Raw genomic sequence first — 15,455 nt, 5'->3', positions numbered from 1 at the left:
ACCGCCGAATTAACGGCCATAGCCTTTCAGATTTGCCTTTTTCAACACAGAATCATACTGTTGAGACATCAGATGAGTCTGCACCTGTGCCATAAAGTCCATGATAACAACCACTACGATAAGTAGTGATGTACCGCCGAAGTAGAAACGTACGTTCCACGCGACCATCATGAACTCAGGAATCAGACAGATAAAGGTAATGTAGAGTGCACCACAAAGGGTTAAACGCGTCATTACTTTATCAATGTATTTCGCTGTCTGCTCACCTGGGCGGATACCGGGTACGAATGCACCGGACTTCTTCAGGTTATCTGCTGTTTCACGCGGGTTGAATACCAACGCCGTGTAGAAGAAACAGAAGAAAATAATCGCTGCTGCATAAAGCATTACGTACAGAGGTTGACCTGGGGAAAGAGCCAAAGACACATCAGTTAGCCAACCGAATGTGCTGCTCTCACCGTTCTGACCGAACCACTGAGCTAATGTTCCTGGGAACAGTATAATACTAGATGCAAAAATTGCTGGTATAACACCTGCCATATTTATTTTAAGTGGCAAATGCGTGCTTTGAGCAGCAAAAACTTTACGACCTTGTTGACGCTTCGCATAGTTAACGACGATACGACGTTGACCACGCTCCATGAAAACAACAAAGTAAATAACTGCAAAAGCAAGTACACCAATCAGCAGCAGAAGAAGTACATGCAATTCACCTTGACGCGCTTGCTCGATTGTCTGACCGATTGCCGATGGCAATCCAGCAACGATACCTGCAAAGATAAGTAATGAAATACCATTACCAATTCCGCGCTCAGTAATCTGTTCACCTAACCACATCAGGAACATGGTACCGGTTACTAGACTCACGGTTGCAATAAGCGTAAACATGGTTTGGTTGATAACAACCAGATTGTCGACCATGTTTGGTAGGCCTGTTGCAATACCAATAGCTTGGAATGTTGCAAGTACAAGCGTGCCGTAGCGTGTATATTGGCTGATCTTACGACGGCCTGCTTCACCCTCTTTCTTGAGTTCGGCTAACGCTGGATGAACTACAGTTAGCAATTGGACAACAATCGAAGCCGAAATATACGGCATGATGCCCAATGCTAATATAGATGCACGCTCAAGTGCACCACCGGAGAACATGTTGAACATTTCAACGATGGTGCCTTTTTGCTGTTCGAACAAATCGGCAAGTACAGCAGCGTCAATACCAGGGATCGGCACGAAAGAGCCTGCTCGGAATACTAAAAGTGCACCTATTACGAATAGTAAGCGCGACTTTAGTTCACTTAAGCCGCTCTGAGCACTGCGAAAATCTTGTCCTGGTTTCTTAGCCATCTGTACCTCAATCCTCGAGATTATTCCTCGATTTTACCGCCTGCAGCTTCGATTGCAGCTTTAGCGCCTTTAGTCACGCGTAGACCTTTAACAGTCACTGCTTTGTTAATTTCACCAGATAGAACAACTTTAACAAATTCGATGTTCTTAGTGATAACGTTAGCAGCTTTTAGGCTGTTAAGATCAACTACGTCACCTGTTACCTTCGCTAGCTCAGCTAGACGAACTTCAGCACTCACTAGGCTCTTACGAGAAGTGAAACCGAATTTAGGTAGACGTTGTTTCAGAGGCATTTGACCGCCTTCGAAACCTGGACGAACACTGCCGCCAGAACGTGATTTTTGACCTTTGTGACCACGGCCACCTGTTTTACCAAGGCCAGAACCGATACCGCGACCTACGCGCTTCGCAGAAGGCTTAGAGCCAGCAGCCGGTGATAGAGTATTCAAACGCATTCTGATTACTCCTCAACTTTAACCATGTAGCTAACCTTGTTGATCATACCGCGAACGCACGGAGTATCTTCAAGTTCAACTGTGTGGTTGATTTTACGAAGGCCAAGACCTTTAAGGCACAATTTGTGCTTAGGTAGGCGACCAATTGAGCTTTTAGTTTGAGTTACTTTAATAGTTGCCATGGTGTTCTTACTCCGAAATAGATTCAACAGTTAGACCACGTTTAGCAGCAACCATTTCTGGCGACTTCATGCTGCCCAGAGCGTCAATCGTTGCACGAACGATGTTGATAGGGTTCGTAGAACCGTACGCTTTAGACAATACGTTGTGTACGCCTGCAACTTCAAGTACAGCACGCATCGCACCACCGGCGATAACACCTGTACCTTCTGCAGCTGGCTGCATGTAAACTTTAGAGCCCGAGTGGCGACCTTTAACCGGGTGGAAAAGGGTGCCTTCGTTAAGCGCGATAGTAGTCATGTTACGACGCGCTTTTTCCATTGCTTTTTGAATCGCTGCAGGTACTTCACGAGCTTTGCCGTAACCGAAACCTACGCGACCGTTACCGTCACCAACGACTGTTAGTGCAGTGAAGCTCATGATTCGACCACCTTTAACCGTCTTAGAAACACGGTTAACAGCGATTAGCTTTTCTTGCAAATCATTCGCTTGTTGTTGTTCTTTAGCCATCTTCCAACCCTACCTTAGAATTTCAGACCAGCTTCGCGAGCAGAATCTGCTAGCGCCGCTACTCGACCGTGGTATTGGAAACCAGAACGATCAAATGCTACTGTCGATACGCCTTTCTCAAGCGCACGCTCAGCAATAGCTTTACCTACTGCTTTAGCTGCATCGATGTTACCAGTGTTCTTCACTTGCTCACGGATCGCTTTTTCTACAGTAGAAGCTGCTGCGATAACCTCAGAGCCGTTTGATGCGATAACCTGAGCGTACACGTGACGAGGAGTACGGTGTACTACTAGGCGAGTTGCACCCAGTTCTGCAATCTTACGACGTGCGCGTGTAGCACGACGGATGCGAGATGCTTTCTTATCCATAGTGTTACCTTACTTCTTCTTAGCTTCTTTAGTACGCACATTTTCATCTGCGTAACGAACACCTTTACCTTTGTAAGGCTCAGGCTCACGGTAAGAACGGATGTCTGCCGCCACTTGACCAACAAGCTGCTTGTCACAACCAGTTAGAACAATTTCAGTTTGGCTTGGACATTCAGCTTTAATACCCTCTGGCAACTCGTGCTCAACAGGGTGAGAGAAGCCAAGTGTTAGAGCAACCGCTTTGCCTTTAATAGCAGCACGGTAACCAACACCCTTAAGAGTTAGCTTCTTAGTAAAGCCTTCAGTAACACCCACAACCATGTTGTTAACTAGTGCACGTGCAGTACCTGCTTGTGCCCATGCGTTATCAACACCGTCGCGTGGACCGAAAGTTAGATTGTTTTCTTCCTGAGCTACAACTACTGCGTCGTTAAGAACGCGAGATAGTTCGCCTTTAGCACCTTTTACAGTAACTTCTTGGCCGTTCAGTTTCACCTCTACGCCAGCTGGAATAGCGACAGGTGCTTTAGCAACACGAGACATAATCTACTCCTATTAAGCTACGTAACAGATGATTTCACCACCAAGGCCGGCTTTACGTGCAGCACGGTCAGACATAAGACCTTTGGAAGTTGAAACAACAGCAACACCAAGACCGCCCATTACAGAAGGAAGTTGATCTTTCTTCTTGTAAACGCGTAGACCTGGGCGTGAAACACGCTTCAGTTGCTCGATTACTGGTTTTGCTTGGAAGTACTTAAGAGTCACTTCCAGCTCAGGTTTTACTTCGCTGTCAACAGCGAAATCAGTGATGTAACCTTCAGCTTTTAGTAGTGCAGCAATTGCAACTTTAAGCTTTGAAGAAGGCATTTTAACAGCAACTTTGTTTGCTGCCTGACCGTTACGAATACGGGTCAGCATATCCGAAATCGGATCTTGCATGCTCATATGATTTACTCCAAATGATTAAAAGTGGCAATTACCAGCTAGCCTTACGAAGTCCAGGAATCTCGCCTTTCATGCAAGCTTCGCGAACTTTGATACGGCTTAGACCGAACTTACGTAGGTAACCGTGTGGACGACCAGTTTGGTTACAACGGTTGCGCTGACGTGATGCACTAGAATCACGTGGAAGAGATTGCAGTTTTAGAACCGCATCCCAACGATCTTCTTCAGATGCGTTTACATCGCTGATGATAGCTTTTAGAGCTGCACGCTTTTCAGCTACTTAGCTACTAGCTTTGCACGTTTTGCTTCACGTGCTTTCATTGAGTTTTTAGCCATAACAGTAACCCTTCACCTTACTTACGGAATGGGAAGTTAAAGGCAGCCAGCAGAGCACGGCCTTCCTCATCAGTACCAGCAGACGTCGTAATAGTGATGTCTAGACCGCGTACTCGATCAACTTTATCAAAGTCGATTTCCGGGAAGATGATTTGCTCGCGAACGCCCATGCTGTAGTTACCGCGTCCGTCAAAAGACTTAGCGCTAACACCACGGAAGTCACGTACACGTGGAAGAGCGATTGAAATAAGACGCTCTAGGAAATCCCACATGCGTTCGCCACGCAAGGTTACTTTACAACCGATAGGGTAGCCTTCGCGGATTTTAAAGCCTGCAACAGATTTACGCGCTTTAGTGATAAGTGGCTTTTGACCAGAAATGGTCGCCATATCAGAAGCTGCGTTTTCTAGAAGCTTTTTATCGTTGATTGCTTCACCAACACCCATGTTTAGGGTGATTTTCTCGATTCTAGGGACTTGCATGACGCTTGAGTAACTGAACTGTTTGGTCAGTTCAGCGACTACAGACGACTTGTAGTAATCATGCAGTTTCGCCATAGTTGAACTCCAAATTACTTCTATTAGTTAGAAACGGTTTCGCCGTTAGACTTAAAGAAACGAACTTTCTTACCATCTTCAAAACGGAAACCGATACGGTCTGCTTTACCAGTAGCATCGTTAAAGATAGCCACGTTAGATACATCGATTGCTGCTTCCTGCTCTACGATACCGCCTTGGATACCCATAGCTGGAACAGGTTTCTGATGTTTCTTAACTAGGTTGATACCTTCTACGATAACTTTACCAGTTGTCAGAACCTTAGTTACTTTACCTTTCTTGCCTTTATCTTTTCCAGCAAGAACGATCACTTCGTCGTTACGACGGATTTTAGCTGCCATTGTTTGCCGCTCCTTACAGAACTTCTGGTGCCAGAGATACGATCTTCATAAACTTATCGTTACGAAGTTCGCGTGTTACTGGACCAAAGATACGTGTACCGATAGGTTGCTCAGTAGTGTCGTTCAACAATACACAAGCATTACGGTCGAAGCGAATGACAGAACCGTCAGGACGACGTACGCCTTTACGGGTGCGCACTACTACCGCCTTCAGGACATCACCTTTCTTAACTTTACCGCGAGGAATTGCTTCCTTAACAGTAACTTTGATAACGTCTCCGATATGTGCATAACGGCGGTGAGAGCCACCCAGAACCTTAATACACATTACGCTGCGAGCGCCTGAGTTATCAGCTGCGTCCAGCATACTTTGCATTTGGATCATGTTAATGCTCCGCTAAATATTAAAACTAGACCCATCTCGGGTCGGGCTGCCTCTTTAAAAGGGACGCGAATTGTACCACCCTTTTTTGTGATTGGGTAGTCAAAAAATAAACGGCTCCAAAATAATTTTTTGGAGCCGTTTTTTATAGTCAAGGAAAGATTAAATCTTCGCCTTTTCTACAATCTTAACCAAAGTCCAAGACTTAGTCTTAGACAGTGGACGACACTCTTGGATCTCAACGGTATCGCCTAGGCCACACTCGTTGTTCTCGTCATGTGCGTGTACTTTAGTCGTGCGCTTTACGTACTTGCCGTAAATTGGGTGTTTAACCTTACGCTCGATAGCAACAACGATAGACTTGTCCATCTTGTCGCTAACAACACGACCTAGTTGAGTACGAATTTTGTCGCTCATTATGCGCCTGCCTTCTCAGTCAAAACAGTTTTCACACGTGCGATATCACGGCGTACAGCTTTCAGAGTATGAGTTTGCTGCAGTTGACCAGTTGCAGCTTGCATGCGCAAGTTAAACTGTTCACGTAGCAATTCTAATAGCTCTGCATTAAGCTCTTCAACGCTCTTTTCGCGTAGATCTTGTGCTTTCATCACATCACCTGCTTAGTTACAAATGTAGTTTTGAATGGCAGTTTACGAGCCGCTAGGCGGAACGCTTCACGTGCCAATTCTTCAGGTACACCGTCCATTTCGTACATAACCTTACCAGGTTGGATTTGGGCTACCCAGTACTCAACGTTACCTTTACCCTTACCTTGACGAACTTCAAGTGGTTTTTCTGTGATTGGTTTGTCTGGGAACACACGGATCCAGATTTTACCTTGACGCTTAACGTGACGCGTCATAGCACGACGTGCTGCTTCGATTTGACGAGCAGTTAGACGACCACGGCCTACCGCTTTCAAGCCGAAAGTACCGAAGCTTACATCAGTACCTTTAGCAAGACCACGGTTACGACCAGTCTGAACCTTACGGAACTTAGTACGTTTAGGTTGTAGCATCTGTCGACTCCTTACTTACGGCCTTTGCGCTGCTTCTTAGGCTTGTCGCCTTTTGGCTCTACAGCGTTAGCTGCTGGCATACCGCCTAGAATCTCACCTTTGAAGATCCAAACTTTAATGCCGATTACACCGTATTGGGTGTGAGCCGAAGAAGTTGCGTAATCAATGTCTGCACGTAGAGTGTGTAGAGGCACACGGCCTTCACGGTACCACTCAGAGCGTGCGATTTCAGCGCCGCCTAGACGACCGCTTACTTCCACTTTGATACCTTTAGCACCTAGACGCATTGCATTCTGTACCGCACGCTTCATAGCACGACGGAACATAACACGACGCTCTAGCTGAGACGCGATGCTGTCACCAACAAGTTGCGCATCTAGTTCAGGCTTGCGTACTTCAGCGATGTTGATTTGCGCTGGTACACCTGCGATTTTAGCTACAGCTGCGCGTAGCTTCTCAACGTCTTCACCTTTCTTACCGATTACAACGCCTGGACGAGCAGTGTGAATAGTCACACGGATGCTCTTAGCAGGACGTTCGATAACGATGCGTGACAGAGACGCTTTTTGTAGTTCCTTAGTAAGGAACTGACGTACCTTGAAGTCGCCGTCTAGGTTGTCAGCGAATTCTTTGGTGTTAGCAAACCATGTAGCATTCCAAGGCTTAACGATGCCAAGACGAATACCATTTGGATGTACTTTTTGACCCATTGCTTATCTCCTAGTCTTAAACGTCTGCAACAACAACAGTGATGTGGCTAGAACGCTTCAAGATACGATCCGCGCGGCCTTTAGCACGAGGCATAATACGCTTCATGATAGGGCCTTCATCTACGAAGATTTTAGCGACTGATAGATCGTCGATATCTGCACCTTCGTTGTGCTCCGCATTCGCGATTGCCGATTCAAGAACTTTCTTGATTAGGTCAGCAGCTTTTTTGTTGCTGAACGTCAAGATTTCAAGTGCTTGATCAACGGATTTACCGCGAATTTGATCTGCAACTAAGCGAGCTTTCTGAGGCGAAATGCGAGCAAAGTTATGTTTAGCTAATGCTTCCATCATCTACTCCTTAACGCTTCTTAGCTTTCTTATCCGCAGCGTGACCGCGGTAAGTACGTGTTGGTGCGAATTCGCCCAGTTTGTGACCGATCATTTCATCAGTTACGAATACTGGAACGTGCTGACGACCATTATGGACAGCGATGGTCAAACCGATCATTGTAGGAATGATCATTGAGCGACGGGACCAAGTCTTAATAGGCTTTTTGTCTCCGCTTTCCACCGCTTTCTCTACCTTCTTCAGCAAGTGTAGGTCAATAAATGGACCTTTCTTGAGAGAACGTGGCATGGCTTATCCTCTTAAATAGATTACTTATTACGACGACGTACAATGTACTTGTCAGTGCGTTTGTTCTTACGGGTCTTAAAGCCTTTAGTAGGCATACCCCAAGGAGAAACTGGGTGACGACCACCAGATGTACGGCCTTCACCACCACCGTGTGGGTGGTCTACTGGGTTCATCACAACACCACGAACGGTTGGACGAACACCGCGCCAGCGGTTAGCACCAGCTTTACCTAGTTCACGTAGCATGTGCTCAGCATTACCTACTTCACCGATTGTTGCACGGCCTTCAGATAGTACTTTGCGCATTTCGCCTGAACGTAGACGAATCGTTACGTATGCACCGTCACGAGCAACGATCTGAGCGTAAGCGCCTGCAGAACGTGCTAGCTGACCACCTTTACCAGGTTTTAGCTCAACGTTGTGAACGGTAGAACCTACTGGGATGTTACGCATTGGAAGTGCGTTACCAGCTTTAATAGGTGCATCTGCACCAGACTGGATCGCATCACCTGCTTGAACACCTTTAGGCGCAAGGATGTAACGACGCTCACCGTCTGCGTACAGAACTAGAGCGATGTTTGCGCTACGGTTTGGATCGTATTCTAGACGCTCAACTTTCGCTGGAATGCCATCTTTAGTACGTTTAAAGTCAATTACACGGTAATGATGTTTGTGACCACCACCGATGTGACGTACCGTGATACGACCGTTGTTGTTACGACCGCCGTTCTTAGAGTTTTTCTCTAGAAGAGGTGCGTAAGGCTTACCCTTGTGTAGGTCAGCGTTAACAACTTTAACAACGTGACGACGACCAGCCGAAGTCGGCTTACATTTAACAATAGCCATTATTCAACTACTCCTGTTATTCCGCGCCGCCAACGAAGTCAAGATCTTGACCTTCTTTCAAGGTAACGTACGCTTTCTTAACGTCGCTGCGGCGACCTTGGCGTAGACCTTGACGTTTGGTCTTACCCTTGGTTACAAGAGTATTTACAGACTTAACTTCAACTTCAAATAGCTTTTCTACAGCTGCTTTGATCTCTTTTTTAGTTGCATCAATTGCTACTTTGAAAACGATAGTGTTCGCTTTCTCAGCTGCCATTGTTGCTTTTTCAGAGATGTGCGGTGCACGTAGAACTTTTAGTAGACGCTCTTCAGTGATCATGCCAGCATCTCCTCAACTTGCTTAACTGCTTCTGCAGTCATTAGAACCTTGTCGAACGCGATAAGGCTAACTGGATCAACACCAGCAACATCACGTGCGTCAACTTTGTATAGGTTACGAGCAGCTAAGAACAAGTTCTCGTCTACTTCGCCAGTAACGATAAGTACATCGTTAAGCTCAAGTTCTTTAAGCTTAGCTACTAGCTCTTTTGTTTTTGGTGCTTCTACTGCGAAGTTATCAACAACGATTAGACGCTCTTGACGAACTAGCTCAGATAGAATGCTCTTCATAGCACCACGGTACATTTTCTTGTTTACTTTTTGGCTGTGATCTTGTGGTTTCGCAGCAAAAGTAACACCACCTGTACGCCAGATTGGGCTACGAATTGTACCAGCACGAGCACGGCCAGTACCTTTTTGACGCCATGGTTTAGCACCACCGCCAGAAACTTCTGAACGTGTTTTTTGAGCACGAGTGCCTTGACGAGCACCTGCTGCGTAAGCAACAACTACCTGGTGTACAAGAGCTTCGTTGAACTCACGTCCGAAAGTAGCTTCGGAAACAGTTAGTGCATCAGCACCTTTAACCATCAATTCCATTACTTACTCCTAGACGTTATGCTTTAACAGCTGGTTTAACGATCACGTTACCGCCAGTTGCGCCTGGTACTGCACCTTTAATAAGAAGCAGGTTGCGCTCAGCGTCAACACGTACGATCTCTAGGTTTTGAGTCGTTACACGCTCAGCACCCATGTGACCTGCCATTTTCTTGCCTTTAAACACGCGACCTGGAGTCTGACATTGACCGATAGAACCAGGAGCACGGTGAGACAATGAGTTACCGTGAGTCATATCTTGAGTACGGAAGTTCCAGCGCTTAACAGCACCTTGGAAACCTTTACCCTTAGATGTACCAGTAACGTCTACTTTCTTAGTTTCGTTGAACAGTTCAACAGTTAGTTCAGCACCAACTTCAAACTCTTCGCCGTTTTCTAAACGGAATTCCCAAAGACCGCGGCCAGCTTCAACACCTGCTTTCGCAAAGTGACCAGCTTCTGGCTTAGATACACGGTTAGCTTTCTTAGCACCAGCAGTTACCTGGATTGCTGCGTAGCCATCGTTCTCAAGAGTTTTAACTTGAGAAACACGGTTCGCTTCAACCTCAACAACAGTTACTGGGATAGAAACGCCTTCTTCGGTAAATACGCGGGTCATACCCACTTTACGTCCGACTAGACCAATCATTATTCTAATCTCCCTTAACCTAGGCTAATTTGAACGTCAACGCCCGCTGCTAGGTCTAGACGCATCAGTGCATCAACAGTTTTATCTGTTGGTTCAACGATGTCGATTAGACGTTTGTGAGTACGGATTTCGTACTGATCACGAGCATCTTTGTTAACGTGTGGAGAGATAAGAACAGTGAAACGCTCTTTACGAGTAGGCAGTGGAATAGGACCACGAACCTGTGCGCCGGTACGCTTAGCTGTTTCAACGATTTCCGCAGTTGAAGCGTCGATTAGTTTGTAATCGAAAGCTTTAAGGCGGATACGAATACGTTGGTTCTGCATGAGACAGAGCTCCAATAATTAAAAAATTACACAAACAATATCGCCACTCAAACTCACTTTGGGTGAGAGAATGCCGATTGATTTATGTGAAACCGTAGCATCCAAAATTAGGACGCGTTGTCAGTTAATTTTCTATTAACCAATAGCCACAAAGTGGCAAGCTAATTGTATTAACCGCGAACATAAGCTGAGTTTACATTACCAAGCAAATCGTTAGATTTACCAGCTCCTCGCTGCTCATTGGTTCACAACTGACTAAGTCAGTGCGGCGTATTATACAGATCACAAATTTATCTGCAATAGCTGCTGAAAAAATAAACGCCACTTTCCATAACTGTCTGTTTTAGTAATAGGCTTCTATTGTTTCAATAAGGTGTGTAAGATCAGCCGTGGGCAATTTGTTAATACCCGCAGCAGCTTCTCTTCCCCCACCGGTTTCAAACTGGCTGCAAATGTACCCAGCGCCTTTCTTATTTTCTAAGGGGGCTCGCAATGACACTCGATAGTCGCCATCAGCCGTCTTAGTCAATATTAAGTGGGCCTTAGTTGGATTCTCATTAGCCAACTGGTTGCCATATACCCCGCTGACTCGCCTCGACGCTGCCCCATCGTCTAACGCTACCACTTTTAAAATCTCACTGTTGTGGAGCTGGCACGCTTGCTCTGCCACCAGCATGTCATTGGCAAAAGCCGTTTTTAGTGTGTAATAGGGTGAATCACTATCCTCAATCACATCGAATGGAGAGGTATATTGGGCCAGCTTTTTATACAAGTCGGCTGGATGAAAGTGCAAATCTGCCAGGGTTTCTCCGTAGCCGTTGTAGTTAATCAGTGTGCCTAGCTCCTGCAACTTCAACTTTTGGGGTGTATCTAAGCCGGCTTTGTGAGCGAGAGCGTCGGCGGTGGCGATAAGGTTATCGCCATAAGCCGCAGTAATGGCCCAATGGTGAAACTGGCCTGATAGCAGCTCATCAACGATAAGTGCGGTACAGGTATTGGCTGATAGATCGATATGCGCATTCAAATAGGGCGAGTTGGGGACTTCGCCACTTTGATGATGATCGGCGTAAAAGATTTGGTGCTCTTTCGATAGTAAAACGCTTAGCGCGCTTTGATTCTTCGCCATAGAGATATCTAAAACGGTAATGGTATCTCCTTGTGTCGGAGCAATCTTCTCAATCAATTTGATATCGCGTTTTACACCCGTGACAAGTGTCGACACTTTAGGCTCTTTGAGACGGAGTTGGATGAGAGAAATGATCCCATCCGCATCACCATTGAATATATCGAAGTGCATCCTGCTTCCTATCTTTTACTCTTTTGTAGGAAGTGTATATGAAGTGGCAAACTGCAACTATTCACTGTGGTACTAACTAAGCGTGAATTGCTCTAACACCCTCTTCCAAAAGCACAAGCTGCTCCGCCCCTTGTTTTGTAGCCATTGGCTTAACCACCTCTATCATCTGAAGCATGCCTTGGTGAATTACCTGTTCGGTAATCTTAGATTTAGGCGACATCGCGGACTGATAACCCAACCAGCTTGATGCAATCAAGTGCAGTGTGGTCACTAGCGTTTTCATCTGCGTTTCTGTCACCTCGAGCAAATCTAAATCGACAAAAGCGCGCATGATGTTTATCAGGTTCCCTTGCAGTTTCTCTTGGACCTGAATGTATTCACTGTGAAGCTGGGGATCTCTTTGCAGTATTTCAGGCAGATTGGCGTAAAAAAAGCGGTATTTCCACATTAGGGTAAAAATTGAGTCGAGATAGTGCTTCAGCAACACTAAGCTCTCGTGTTGACCTTGCAAAGGTGTAAAGCGCTCTAAAAGCTCGTTGGAGTAGAGATTGAAAATCTCGCGGACGATTTCTTGCTTGTTTCGAAAGTGGTAATAGAGGTTGCCTGGGCTAATATCAATATCGGCTGCAATATGATTGGTCGTAATGTTTCTTTCACCTTTTTCGTTAAACAGTAGCAGCGCAGCGTGAACAATTTTTTCGCGAGTTTTCATTGATTGTTATTATCCCTTTTTATAAGTCTAAAGAGTATAACGACTAGTTTACCGAATAAACAAAAAGCGCCTGGTCTAATCAGGCGCTTTTCATCTCGTTACTTTGTTATTTGTGGTATGGCTTGGACAGCTCATGGACCGCTTCCACAAATACTCCTGCATTTTCAGGTGGGACGTCGAGATGAATGCCATGTCCTAGGTTAAACACGTGGCCGGTATTGTCATGACCAAAGCCTTCTAGGATGGTGGCCACTTCTTCTTTAATTCGCTCTGGCTGAGCATATAGCATAGAAGGATCCATATTTCCTTGCAGTGCCACTTTATCTCCAACTCTCGCCTTTGCATCGGCGATATTGATTGTCCAATCTAAACCAACAGCATCACAGCCTGTCGCTGCAATTTGCTCAAGCCACATACCACCATTTTTAGTGAACAAAGTGACGGGTACACGTCGGCCATCATTTTCTCGTATTAGGCCATCAACAATTTTGTGCATGTACTGCAAAGAGAACAAGTTGTAGTCTCGCGGCGTTAATACACCACCCCAAGTATCAAATACCATAACTGATTGCGCACCAGCTTTAATTTGAGCGTTCAAGTACTCGATAACGCTATCAGCCAACTTATCCAACAACGCATGCAAGGTCTGCGGCTCTGCATACATCATTTTTTTAATTTTAGTAAAGGCTTTAGAGCTTCCGCCTTCGACCATGTAAGTTGCCAGAGTCCAAGGGCTACCAGAGAAACCAATCAGTGGAACGTCACCGTTGAGATCTTTGCGGATCTGACGAACGGCATTCATAACATATTGCAGTTCCCCTTCAGGATCTGGTAAACCAATTTTATCAACATCCGCTTTACAGCGAATCGGCTTGTCGAAAACTGGACCTTCTCCAGTTTCAAAGCGAAGACCCAATCCCATCGCGTCTGGGATCGTCAAGATATCAGAAAACAGAATAGCGGCATCGAGTGGAAAACGACGCAGTGGCTGAAGGGTCACTTCTGAAGCAAGCTCTGCGTTGCGGCATAGTGACATGAAGTCGCCAGCAATTGATCTCGTTTCGCGATACTCTGGTAAATAACGGCCTGCTTGGCGCATCATCCATACCGGTGTGTAGTCTACAGGCTCTTTTAGTAGAGCTCTTAAGTAACGGTCATTTTTTAATTCTGTCATTCCGTCTTCCAAAATATTCTGACTTTTTCAAAGGGGTTATTCTAACACTGTTTGGCTCGCAAAAGCGGTATGCTTTGCAACCTAGATCATGTTATTAACTTTTAAACCAGAGCTTAGATTGCTTAGATCTCTGATAGGTGTTAAAAATTTGTTCGCTAGCGAAAACTACAATTATAAAACTGAGTACTCGTGACTCAGCATCTCATAACGACATCTTACTTACCCCCTCCGTCTCGGAGGTTTTTTTTATTTATTTTCAGATATTTGCGACACCGTATACTCAATCAATTCTCTAGCGATCGTACCCTTAGGTGCAAGATCTGGCAGTTGATCAATACTAAACCAGTTTGCGTCTGACAGTTCACTGTAGTCTGGTTTGACTTCACCATTTTTGTAGTCAGCCAAAAAACCCATCATTAGACTTGAAGGAAATGCCCAAGGCTGACTGCCAAAGTAACGAATATTATCGACTTCGATCCCCGTCTCTTCTTTTACCTCTCTCGCGACACATTGTTCCAATGTTTCACCGACCTCGGTAAATCCTGCGATGATGGTGTACATCCCGTTTTTGTGCCTAGGGTGCTGAGCAAGCAGTATTTTATTTTCTTTTCGCACCGCGACGATGATGCAGGGGAATATTCGTGGATAGTGTAGTGTTCTGCAATCGCCACACTGCATCGCAAGCTGATTGTGGTTGAGGCGTGTTCGTCCGCCACATTGAGGGCAAAACCGAATAGTCTGAGTCATATGACTGTATTGTGCGGCCTTGCTCACCAATAAGAAAAGGTCTTGTTCAAAGTGTAAACACTCTCGGATTGAGGACATTTCCAGTTCAACTTCTAATGAAGACTCGTTGATCCAATACACCTTTTTCTGATCATGCTCTCCGATCAAGATGGCCTCTCGACTGTCGATCCCTAGTTCTTCATTACTGCCAAAAGGGATCCTGTTTTCTTTTAACCATATGTCACTTCCCGACATCACACACCAGTACGCCGATTTACTTTGCACTGTGTCATCCTGTTTTAACATATAGTCTCCCGATTACTTGAAGTTCGATCATTTTACTGGCAATCTAAATTCATAAGAGTTTACAAATTTACTGCATCAATACAATAAACTCTTGTAAGGAATAGAGTTTAACACTCTAACAATCGCCTTGTACCCAAGGCTAATAGATCACCGGAGATGTGATCAGATCATGAGGGCATGGTCATGCTAAATAAATTCAAACAAACACAAGAGCAATGGGGTGGCTCCAGTGAAGTCATCGATCATTGGCTGGAAAAGCGACAATTACTCATTGTCGAATTCTGTAAGCTTGCTGATCTTCAACCTTGCTCAACTAAACCCTCTCTTAGCAAATTACCCAGTTCTGGCGAATTACAGCAGTTTTGCCAACACCTTGTCGACTATATTTCTGAAGGTCATTTCAAGATTTACGATATGGTGATGGACAAATGGCGAGCGACTGGGTTTCAGGCAACGGAAGAAATCGATCAAACCTATGGCAGGATCGTACTGACCACTGAGCCATTACTTAACTTTACCGACAAATACGCATCGCTTGATGACGAAACGGTTTCCACTGAAGACTTTGATAGTGATATGTCATTGATCGGGGAGATCATCGAAGTTAGGTTTGAAGTGGAAGACGAGCTCATTCGACTGATCGCAGATAGCCTCGCAGTCCCGCCTGGCGCATAAACACCAATTTAAAAAAACGTTAAACCCAACAAACTACAGACGT

The 15,455-nt window shown here is 45.4% G+C and carries 26 protein-coding genes and 1 pseudogene; 1 reads left to right on the top strand and 26 read right to left on the bottom strand.

Annotated features, from left to right (window positions below):
* Window positions 1-9 precede the first annotated feature (9 nt).
* From secY to nudC, 26 genes and pseudogenes are all read right to left on the bottom strand, one after another.
* Window positions 10-1,344, bottom strand: coding sequence for a preprotein translocase subunit SecY (secY, locus tag BLO31_RS02335; protein ID WP_070962708.1), 1,335 nt, complete (start codon window positions 1,342-1,344; stop codon window positions 10-12).
* Between the two features lie 20 nt (window positions 1,345-1,364).
* Complete coding sequence (gene rplO, locus BLO31_RS02330) at window positions 1,365-1,799, bottom strand: 50S ribosomal protein L15 (protein ID WP_006963206.1); 435 nt, start codon at window positions 1,797-1,799, stop codon at window positions 1,365-1,367.
* A 5-nt stretch (window positions 1,800-1,804) separates the two neighbouring features.
* Window positions 1,805-1,981 (bottom strand): 50S ribosomal protein L30, encoded by a 177-nt coding sequence (gene rpmD / locus BLO31_RS02325; protein ID WP_070962707.1) that lies wholly within the window; start codon window positions 1,979-1,981, stop codon window positions 1,805-1,807.
* 7 nt (window positions 1,982-1,988) lie between these two features.
* The gene (gene rpsE / locus BLO31_RS02320) at window positions 1,989-2,489 is read right to left on the bottom strand and encodes a 30S ribosomal protein S5 (RefSeq protein ID WP_070962706.1); all 501 of its coding nucleotides are present in this window, start codon (window positions 2,487-2,489) and stop codon (window positions 1,989-1,991) included.
* Window positions 2,490-2,503: 14 nt separating this feature from the next.
* A complete protein-coding gene (rplR, locus tag BLO31_RS02315) occupies window positions 2,504-2,857 on the bottom strand; it encodes a 50S ribosomal protein L18 (RefSeq protein WP_070962705.1) in 354 nt (117 codons plus the stop codon).
* Between the two features lie 9 nt (window positions 2,858-2,866).
* Entirely contained in the window at window positions 2,867-3,400 is a 534-nt protein-coding gene (rplF, locus tag BLO31_RS02310; protein ID WP_070962704.1) for a 50S ribosomal protein L6, read from the bottom strand.
* 12 nt (window positions 3,401-3,412) lie between these two features.
* A complete protein-coding gene (gene rpsH, locus BLO31_RS02305; RefSeq protein ID WP_070962703.1) occupies window positions 3,413-3,805 on the bottom strand; it encodes a 30S ribosomal protein S8 in 393 nt (130 codons plus the stop codon).
* Between the two features lie 31 nt (window positions 3,806-3,836).
* Window positions 3,837-4,141: pseudogene (rpsN, locus tag BLO31_RS22955) on the bottom strand (30S ribosomal protein S14).
* Between the two features lie 17 nt (window positions 4,142-4,158).
* Window positions 4,159-4,698: a 50S ribosomal protein L5 gene (rplE, locus tag BLO31_RS02300; protein ID WP_070962702.1), complete on the bottom strand. Its 540-nt coding sequence runs from the start codon at window positions 4,696-4,698 to the stop codon at window positions 4,159-4,161.
* Between the two features lie 23 nt (window positions 4,699-4,721).
* Complete coding sequence (gene rplX / locus BLO31_RS02295) at window positions 4,722-5,039, bottom strand: 50S ribosomal protein L24 (RefSeq protein ID WP_070962701.1); 318 nt, start codon at window positions 5,037-5,039, stop codon at window positions 4,722-4,724.
* 13 nt (window positions 5,040-5,052) lie between these two features.
* Window positions 5,053-5,424, bottom strand: coding sequence for a 50S ribosomal protein L14 (gene rplN / locus BLO31_RS02290; protein WP_070962700.1), 372 nt, complete (start codon window positions 5,422-5,424; stop codon window positions 5,053-5,055).
* A gap of 159 nt (window positions 5,425-5,583) precedes the next feature.
* The gene (gene rpsQ, locus BLO31_RS02285) at window positions 5,584-5,838 is read right to left on the bottom strand and encodes a 30S ribosomal protein S17 (protein ID WP_070962699.1); all 255 of its coding nucleotides are present in this window, start codon (window positions 5,836-5,838) and stop codon (window positions 5,584-5,586) included.
* Window positions 5,838-6,029 (bottom strand): 50S ribosomal protein L29, encoded by a 192-nt coding sequence (rpmC, locus tag BLO31_RS02280; RefSeq protein WP_070962698.1) that lies wholly within the window; start codon window positions 6,027-6,029, stop codon window positions 5,838-5,840. The genes rpsQ and rpmC overlap by 1 nt, the downstream gene beginning before the upstream one ends.
* Complete coding sequence (gene rplP, locus BLO31_RS02275) at window positions 6,029-6,439, bottom strand: 50S ribosomal protein L16 (protein WP_006075723.1); 411 nt, start codon at window positions 6,437-6,439, stop codon at window positions 6,029-6,031. The genes rpmC and rplP overlap by 1 nt, the downstream gene beginning before the upstream one ends.
* Before the next feature lie 11 nt (window positions 6,440-6,450).
* Window positions 6,451-7,149, bottom strand: a complete 699-nt coding sequence (rpsC, locus tag BLO31_RS02270) for a 30S ribosomal protein S3 (protein WP_070962697.1) — start codon at window positions 7,147-7,149, stop codon at window positions 6,451-6,453.
* Between the two features lie 16 nt (window positions 7,150-7,165).
* Complete coding sequence (gene rplV / locus BLO31_RS02265; RefSeq protein ID WP_070962696.1) at window positions 7,166-7,498, bottom strand: 50S ribosomal protein L22; 333 nt, start codon at window positions 7,496-7,498, stop codon at window positions 7,166-7,168.
* Between the two features lie 10 nt (window positions 7,499-7,508).
* Complete coding sequence (gene rpsS, locus BLO31_RS02260) at window positions 7,509-7,787, bottom strand: 30S ribosomal protein S19 (RefSeq protein WP_004394525.1); 279 nt, start codon at window positions 7,785-7,787, stop codon at window positions 7,509-7,511.
* 20 nt (window positions 7,788-7,807) lie between these two features.
* The gene (gene rplB, locus BLO31_RS02255; RefSeq protein ID WP_070962695.1) at window positions 7,808-8,632 is read right to left on the bottom strand and encodes a 50S ribosomal protein L2; all 825 of its coding nucleotides are present in this window, start codon (window positions 8,630-8,632) and stop codon (window positions 7,808-7,810) included.
* 16 nt (window positions 8,633-8,648) lie between these two features.
* Window positions 8,649-8,951: a 50S ribosomal protein L23 gene (gene rplW, locus BLO31_RS02250; protein WP_070962694.1), complete on the bottom strand. Its 303-nt coding sequence runs from the start codon at window positions 8,949-8,951 to the stop codon at window positions 8,649-8,651.
* Window positions 8,948-9,550, bottom strand: a complete 603-nt coding sequence (rplD, locus tag BLO31_RS02245) for a 50S ribosomal protein L4 (RefSeq protein WP_070962693.1) — start codon at window positions 9,548-9,550, stop codon at window positions 8,948-8,950. Before rplD ends, rplW begins: the two co-directional genes overlap by 4 nt.
* A gap of 16 nt (window positions 9,551-9,566) precedes the next feature.
* Complete coding sequence (gene rplC / locus BLO31_RS02240) at window positions 9,567-10,196, bottom strand: 50S ribosomal protein L3 (protein ID WP_070962692.1); 630 nt, start codon at window positions 10,194-10,196, stop codon at window positions 9,567-9,569.
* A gap of 14 nt (window positions 10,197-10,210) precedes the next feature.
* Complete coding sequence (rpsJ, locus tag BLO31_RS02235; protein ID WP_001181007.1) at window positions 10,211-10,522, bottom strand: 30S ribosomal protein S10; 312 nt, start codon at window positions 10,520-10,522, stop codon at window positions 10,211-10,213.
* A 343-nt stretch (window positions 10,523-10,865) separates the two neighbouring features.
* A complete protein-coding gene (locus tag BLO31_RS02230; RefSeq protein WP_070962691.1) occupies window positions 10,866-11,819 on the bottom strand; it encodes an acetyltransferase in 954 nt (317 codons plus the stop codon).
* Between the two features lie 76 nt (window positions 11,820-11,895).
* Window positions 11,896-12,531: a TetR/AcrR family transcriptional regulator gene (locus BLO31_RS02225; RefSeq protein WP_070962690.1), complete on the bottom strand. Its 636-nt coding sequence runs from the start codon at window positions 12,529-12,531 to the stop codon at window positions 11,896-11,898.
* A 106-nt stretch (window positions 12,532-12,637) separates the two neighbouring features.
* A complete protein-coding gene (gene hemE, locus BLO31_RS02220) occupies window positions 12,638-13,705 on the bottom strand; it encodes a uroporphyrinogen decarboxylase (protein ID WP_070962689.1) in 1,068 nt (355 codons plus the stop codon).
* Between the two features lie 246 nt (window positions 13,706-13,951).
* Complete coding sequence (nudC, locus tag BLO31_RS02215; protein ID WP_070962688.1) at window positions 13,952-14,737, bottom strand: NAD(+) diphosphatase; 786 nt, start codon at window positions 14,735-14,737, stop codon at window positions 13,952-13,954.
* 177 nt (window positions 14,738-14,914) lie between these two features.
* On the opposite strand from nudC, the gene BLO31_RS02210 reads away from it, so the two are divergent.
* Complete coding sequence (locus BLO31_RS02210) at window positions 14,915-15,412, top strand: Rsd/AlgQ family anti-sigma factor (RefSeq protein WP_070962687.1); 498 nt, start codon at window positions 14,915-14,917, stop codon at window positions 15,410-15,412.
* Window positions 15,413-15,455: the final 43 nt, after the last annotated feature.

It is taken from the genome of Vibrio sonorensis (genome assembly GCF_001854765.1).
In the GTDB taxonomy this organism is placed as follows: Bacteria; Pseudomonadota; Gammaproteobacteria; order Enterobacterales; family Vibrionaceae; genus Vibrio; species Vibrio sonorensis.
This window is presented reverse-complemented; position numbering and strand designations above follow the sequence as displayed.